Source organism: Micromonospora globispora, from assembly GCF_003857015.1.
In the GTDB taxonomy this organism is placed as follows: domain Bacteria; phylum Actinomycetota; class Actinomycetes; order Mycobacteriales; family Micromonosporaceae; genus Micromonospora; species Micromonospora globispora.
The window spans coordinates 1-7,059 of record NZ_QGGF01000386.1 but is presented as its reverse complement, the minus strand read 5'-3'; the positions used below and the strand labels follow the sequence as shown (position 1 = coordinate 7,059).

Here is a 7,059-nt window from a genome sequence, read left to right as displayed (position 1 = left end):
CCGTACGCGACTTGGCAAGAGACTCCAGCAGTTCCCGCTGGCCGGGTTCGAGCACCAGTGGTGCGGCAGCACGTGTCACGCCCAGAGCCTACTAAAACGGCTATCTATTTGCGAGACAGGACACTAGAGCGTCCACGCCATCAGATTACATTCCTAGGAGATGTATCTCAAGGAGATGGGTTTTCTGTGATACACGCGTGGCTCCACGGGTGCCCGTGGGAGTACGTGGCTGGCTGGCAGTGGTCACGCGTAGCCGCACGAAGAGCGTGAGAGCGAAAGGCGAGCATCCTCATCTGCCGCTGATCGCGCGTCTTGACCGGCGTCGAGGATCGCATGCCCCAGCGATAGGCGGCACGCCAGTTACGCACCGTGACAGCCGAGCCCGGAGAGAGCCGGCCAACTGGCACCCTTCAAGTGAAGTCGATGTGTAACGAATCAAGTAGAGCCCGGCATGCCGGCAGCCGGCTGTGTCCTGTCACGGGACATGCTTGACGCTCGCGTCCCACCTGATGCCCGACATGATCCTCAAGAAGCGACGCGGAGGCCTTCACCGTCTGCGACAGGGGCGCGCATCGCATGAGCGCACGTTGCTGCGCCGGAGTTCGCGCTGCCCCTGGCGGCCGGTAGCGTTCGACCGTGATCCGTGGAGCGGTGTTCTTTGATGTCGACGGGACGTTGGCGCGGACCAGCAGCGGGCAGCACCTGGCGGAGTTCCTCGGCCATGCCAAGGTCATTCAAGAGGTGCAGGCCGGCTACGGCGCCGGCACCCTGAGCAGCCAGGAGGCTGCCGTCCTCGAAGCTCGTGGCTGGGCGACACGGACGCCCACGGAGGTGCGAGGGTTCTTGGAGTCGCTGCCGCTGGTGGATGGCATTGCCGAGACGGTCCTGTGGTGCCGTCGGCGGGGGCTGGTGCCCGTGCTGGCCACGCTGGCGTGGGACGTCGTGGGCACCCATCTGTGCGACCGCTTCGGCTTCGATCGCGCTTGCTGACCGCGTCTGGAGCTGATCGACGGCCGCTACAGCGGGGAGGTCGCCGAGCAGTTCGACGAGCTGAGCAAGCGCGACTTCGCGGTGAGCGTGTCGCCGAGCTGGGCGTGGACCCGAAGCGTTGCGTGGCCGTTGGCGACGGTCGCTCGGACGTGCCACTCTTCGCTGCGGTCGGGCTGGCCATCGCCTTCAACGCAACCCCGGCGGCTCGCGCAGCCGCCCACGTATCAGTCGACGGAACCGATCTGCGGGCCGTGCTGCCACTCCTCGGCGCATGGCTGAACGCCGTGCATGCATCGTGGGAATGACCAGCGCGCCGAACTGCACCCGCAGACGGACGCCGGGCACATTCAGGTGTCGATCCCAGTGCTGCCACGATGCGGCTGGCCCACTATGGCGACGCTGTCATGCGAAAGATCGCTGGGCACGGATCACTCACCACGACCCAGCGGTACCTGCATCCCGATCGCCAATCGATCACGGACGCGGGAACTGCCTTGAGTGCTCACCTGCAGGCTCGGCGGTCCCCGGATGGTCCCCAGCTACGCGCTGTCTAGCTCGGCAACCAGGCCAGCTCCGGGAAGCAAGAGAGGCCGCTCACCAGGGCATATGCTCCGGTTAACGGCCTCTTTCGCTGCTGTCGGGACGGCCGGATTCGAACCGACGACCCCTTGACCCCCAGGCAACGATTCCGCTTCGTTGAGCTGGCGTTGCTGAGCCTCTGACCTGCGTGATTGGTGCGCCGACGTCCGTGGTTGTGCAGCCGTGTTCGCACCCGTAGTCACTCAGTTAGACACTCACCTTGACCGCCAGCCTGGCTGCCATCGCGAGAGTCTCCACCCCTCGTTTGCAAGTTCTGGGCACTTCGTCCTGCCGCGTCCAGCCGCGTCGCCACCTCGAACGACCGTCCGGCCAAGTGTGCTGCTGGCTGGTGGCGTCCCGGCTCGCTGCTGTCACCGTTGCTGTCGGCAGCCTCCCCCGCCCGGTTCGTTGCGGCAGCGGCGGTCAACCGTCTGCCCGGCGTGGCGAACTGATCTACGACTCAGTCGATGGCACGATCATCGCGCTCGCCGACACCCCTTCGCACGATCGGCTGAACCGTTGGACATCTGGGCACCAGTCCAAGGCGCTGCGGCCGTCGCCGCCGCTGCCATCGCGGCCATCGCCGCTTGGCAAGCGAGGACGACCGCCGTCCGAATGACCGCCATCGAGAGCGAGCGCCGCAAGAGCGAGCTCTCCCCTCGGTTACGTGTGACTTGCGAGCCCTTCAACCCAGGTTCCGAAGGCATCCTGCGTCTGCGGGTGGCGTTGATTGGCCCGCCGGGGCTCGACCGCCTCGATCGGCTGACCGTAGCCGTCAGGAATGACCACCACCGCCGAGGTGAAAGTGGGTCCCAGCAGTACATGGACGGCCCGACCCGGGAAGAGGTCAAGCAGCACGTCTGGGGGCCTTACCGCTTCACGCCTCACACTGGGCCGGACGATGCGCAGGCTGATGGCATGGGGCGCCAAGTCGTGTATGACAAGAGTCTTCCGGTCGGCGAGGAGCTGCCGTACCAGCTGGAGCACACCCACCCCGGGCACTGGATGAGGAGTTACACGCAGGAGTCCTGGCTGCGCGAACGGGGTCCGGTTATCCGTCTGGCATTCACTGCTGAGCACCAGGATCATGGGAGTTGGTATCTACCCTGTGAGATCGACACGGGGACCATGCCAGCGACAGTCCAGGTGCCGCAGCAATGACTCTCGTCGCCACCCTGCCACCCGCAGCGGCGAGGCCATAGTCTCCGGCGTACAGGTCGACTCGTCCGTCGCCCACCAGGCCAGCCGCTCTCACATGGCGGCTGACCTGCTGTTTCTTTAGGTTCTGCTGGTCGTCGTCGGTCGTCTCTGGTCGGCGTTTGACGGCCCCGTGACGGCCCAGGCGGCCCAACGAAGGGCCCGAGAGGCTAGCACTGAGGGGACCAGAGAGAACCGTCTCGCCGGGTTCGCGGATCCCGACCAGGCCCACGTGCTGCTTAGAATGAGGGTCAGCGTCGGGACCGGAGGAGCATTTGCAGATCAACGAGGCAGCCCGCCGGCGCGAGCGCTGGCGACAGGCAGGAAGCCCACCGTGCGCCCACGAGCAGCATGAGCGCGAGTACTACCTCGGTTCGGACACGGGCGACAACGTGTGCACCGACTGCGGTGCGATCTGGACGCGCGGAGAGCCGAAGCCGGGACCGTACGACGCGCAGGACTACTAGCGCAGCGATGCAGTACACCAACTTCAGGTAAGGCCGGTCCTTCGTGGCTGGTCGGCTTGTCGTCACGCCTTGTAACGTCGGCAAAGGCCGCCGCCAGTAGTCGTCATTGGTGGGCAATGTTCGCCCTCTGACGGCCTAGCGACGGCCTGGCTCCCTCTTCGCCAGCGAGCCTGTGCGGCGCGGCGGTATGCCAGCAGGCCGGCGACCAGGTCGGGCAAGAGGCCGGCGACGCCGTGGGCGCTGCCGTTGCTGCTGTCGTTGGTCGCCCACCAAGAGTCCACGGGCGTCCGGCCGTTGCTCCCGTCGTCGCCGCCCGGTTGACCCACGGCGGCCGGTCAGGACGCCTGGTGTCCTGCAAGCTCGGCCGGTCAGGCTGCCTTCACGGTGCCGGGAGCTGTAGCTGACGGTTCGCCGTACTCCCGCGACTCGTACTTTCGTCCCTCCAGGTCCCGCCCTCGCCCGTACAACTTCGGCGCGGATCGGACTATCATGATCGACGCTAGACGCAACGGACATAGACATCGACAACGGGTACGGACGTCACCTCGTGAGCCTGGTAACGTTCTGCAGCTGTTGTAACGCAGGAGGCGAGCGTGCCCGAGAAGCCGATCTCTTGGAACGACATCCGAGAGCGGGCAACCAGGTTTGTAGCGGACTGGCGAGGCGAGACGCGAGAGAACGCCGAAGCACAGACATTCTGGAACGAATGGTTCGAGATATTCGGCATTAAGCGCCGGCGGTATATCCAGTTCGAGCGTAAGGCGATCCGTCAATCCACCGGGGGCCGTGGCCGAATTGATGCCTTCTGGGAAGGCCAAATCGCCGTCGAACATAAATCTGCCGGCAAGTCGCTTGCGGAAGCCGAGGAACAAGCTCTCGACTACTTGAACTCGCTCGACAACATCCAGCAACCACGGATGGTAATCACGAGTGATTTTGCGACCTTCCGGGTCTTGGATCTAGAGCAGGGCGATGTCACGGAGTTTCCTCTCGATGATCTACCGACGCAGATAGAGCGCTTTGGCTTCATCGCGGGCTACGAGTCTCGGACGTTCAAGCCTGAAGACGAGGTAAACATTAAGGCCGCCGAGATGATGGGTAGCCTTTATGATGCTCTTGAGGAGACCGGATACCAGGGCCACGACTTGAAGGTGTTCCTGGTGCGGCTCATGTTCGTGTTCTTCGCCGACGACACGGGCGTGTGGGAAAAGGGCTTGTTCAGCGAGTTCCTCGAAACACGAACGTCGGAGGATGGATCGGACAACGGGGCGCTCATTGAGCGCCTATTCCGAGTCCTTGATACCCCGGAAAGCGCCCGGACGAGCACGCTCGACCCAGTATTGAATCGCTTCCCGTACGTCAATGGAGGACTCTTTCAAGAGCGAATTAACATACCTGACTTTAACAGCGATCTACGCAACCTAATGATCGCGTGTTCGGCATTCGACTGGTCGGCAATCAGTCCTGCAATCTTCGGTTCGATGTTCCAGTCCGTTATGGACCGCAGCGCGAGGCGCGCCCTTGGCGCGCACTACACGTCTGAGCGCAACATCATGAAGTTGATTGGTCCACTCTTCCTTGATGAATTGCGCGCCGACTTTGAATCGGCGAAGAATAGCGTTCGGCGGCTGCGCGAACTTCAAGACCGCCTAGGTTCTCTAACCTTCTTCGATCCTGCCGCAGGGTGTGGCAACTTCCTCGTCGTTGCATATCGCGAGCTGCGTCGCCTCGAATTCGACGTTCTTGTCAGGCTGGATGAGCTAACCGGACACGGACAGCAGCACCTCAGCATTGATTTCATCAGCGCGCTCTCCAAAGTCGATGTTGACCAATTCTATGCGATAGAGATCGAGGAGTTCCCCGCCCGTATCGCCGAGACTGCAATTTACCTGGTTGACCACCTGGAGAATATGCGCCTGTCGAAGCGCTTCGGCCAGTACTTCGCCAGAATCCCGCTCCGAGCTGCCGCTCATGTTCATGTCGCCAACGCTGTCCGCGTCGACTGGCGAGAGGTGATTACCCCGGAAAAATGTTGTTACATCCTCGGGAACCCGCCCTTTGTCGGCCGCCAGTATCGCAGCTCACAGCAACAGCAGGACATGGAAATTGCCTTCGGCGGCGCCCGAGGAAACGGAGTCCTTGACTACGTAACGGCGTGGTACGCAAAGGCCGTGGACTACATGCGTGGCACCCAAGTCCGCGCTGCCTTTGTCTCTACGAACTCAATCAGTCAAGGCGAAAATGTCGGCGTGCTGTGGCCTGCAATTTTGGATGCCGGCTTCGCGATTGATTTCGCGCACAGGACATTTCAATGGACAAGCGAGGCACGACGAAGCGCAGGGGTGCACGTCGTCATCGCCGGTTTCTCCTGGGCTGGCCTTCGGAAAACGAAGCTTCTGTTTGACTACCCGGATACTTCCGGTGACCCAGTCGTCAAGGTGGCGGCGAACATCAACCCATACTTAATTGATGCGCCGAACATCATTGTGAAGAAGTCGCGTGCGCTTCTTAGTGACGGCTACCCGGCGGCCGCGTACGGCAGCATGTGTAACGATGGCGGGCACCTTATTGTTGAACCTGCAGATCTAGGGGAGGCGCTTGCGGACCCCGTGGCGGCGAGGTATCTGCGTCCATACATTGGAACAGATGAGATGCTAAAGGGAATCGACCGGCGGGTCCTCTGGCTCGCAGACGCCTCTCCGAGCGAGCTGAGAAGGTCGGCCTTCATCAAGGGCAGAATAGAGGGGGTACGGCGGTATCGCCTTGATAGCCGAAGGGAAGTGACGAGGCGCGCCGCCGACACTCCCTCCCTATTCACCGAGCCCCGCCCCCAAGCCAAGAGGTTTTTGCTTGTCCCGTACGTAAGCTCCGAGAAGAGGAGATACGTGCCGATGCGCTTCTACGAACCGGACACGCTGGTTCGTGCGCCCAGTTGGTGCATCCCGGGAGCAGACGAATTCCTGTTCGGGATCCTCCAGTCGGGAATGTTCATGGTTTGGGTCAATACTGTCGCCGGAAGACTAGAAAGCCGGCTACAGCTCTCGCCCGGCACGATTTACAACACCTTTCCTTTCCCACGCGTCGATCACCCCCGCAGAGGGGCAGTAGAGGATGCGGCACGGGCCGTACTGATTTCACGAGAAGGCTACGGCGAATCAACGCTCGGCGAGCTTTACGATCCGATGCTTATGCCGCCAGGATTGATGGCAGCCCATAAAACCTTAGACCGTGCTGTTGAATCGCTGTTTGGCAGGCGAAAGTTGGCGGCAGAGGCGGACAGGCAAGCGATCTTGTTTGAGGAGTATCAGAAGCTTGCAAGTCCTTTGTTGAACGCTGGGCTCAGTAGTTCGCGGAGCCCTCGGAAGAGCACCCGTTAACGAGGCTTCTCGCGCCGGCAACGCCGATCCTTGCCATCCCGTCTGCCATCGACCCGCCCTTCTGGGGAGCGGGCCGCCGCCCGGCCCGCCACGTCAAGCGGACCTTGACACTGGTTCGGACGCTGGCGGGTCGGGCGGTGGTCTGCTCGGTCTGCCCGGGTCGGTGGCAGGCGGGATGGCTTACCGCAACCACCCACCGACCCTGCGGCTGCCGACGGTCTCCGGCCATCCTGGAGCCGGAGCGCCCCCGCCGGAGGCGCACTGACCGCAGCCCCGCGACCGCCGCCAGATCGCCGACGTGGCCGGCGAGCGCTCCTCTACGCCGCGCGGGCTTTTGGCCGCGCGGCCCGGCCGGCTGCCGGCCCACCACACCACCGGTCAACCCCCTGTCGTCCTGCCGGCGGCCCACGGGGCTTCCCGCTCTCCGCGCCAGCCGCCGGCAGGACGAC

Annotated in this window: 4 protein-coding genes and 1 pseudogene; all 5 read left to right on the top strand. The window is 63.1% G+C overall.

What is annotated here, in order from left to right; all coding sequences use genetic code 11:
- The first annotated feature begins 636 nt into the window (after positions 1–636).
- Positions 637–990, top strand: a complete 354-nt coding sequence (locus tag DKL51_RS35815; protein ID WP_207786356.1) for a haloacid dehalogenase-like hydrolase — start codon at positions 637–639, stop codon at positions 988–990.
- A complete protein-coding gene (locus tag DKL51_RS37200) occupies positions 888–1,295 on the top strand; it encodes an HAD hydrolase family protein (protein ID WP_369008637.1) in 408 nt (135 codons plus the stop codon). The genes DKL51_RS35815 and DKL51_RS37200 overlap by 103 nt, the downstream gene beginning before the upstream one ends.
- Before the next feature lie 96 nt (positions 1,296–1,391).
- A pseudogene (locus DKL51_RS36950) lies at positions 1,392–1,544 on the top strand (site-specific integrase); the annotation flags it as partial.
- Between the two features lie 640 nt (positions 1,545–2,184).
- A complete protein-coding gene (locus DKL51_RS19945; protein ID WP_124812372.1) occupies positions 2,185–2,730 on the top strand; it encodes a hypothetical protein in 546 nt (181 codons plus the stop codon).
- 1,096 nt (positions 2,731–3,826) lie between these two features.
- Positions 3,827–6,610, top strand: a complete 2,784-nt coding sequence (locus DKL51_RS19935) for a class I SAM-dependent DNA methyltransferase (RefSeq protein ID WP_124812370.1) — start codon at positions 3,827–3,829, stop codon at positions 6,608–6,610.
- Positions 6,611–7,059: the final 449 nt, after the last annotated feature.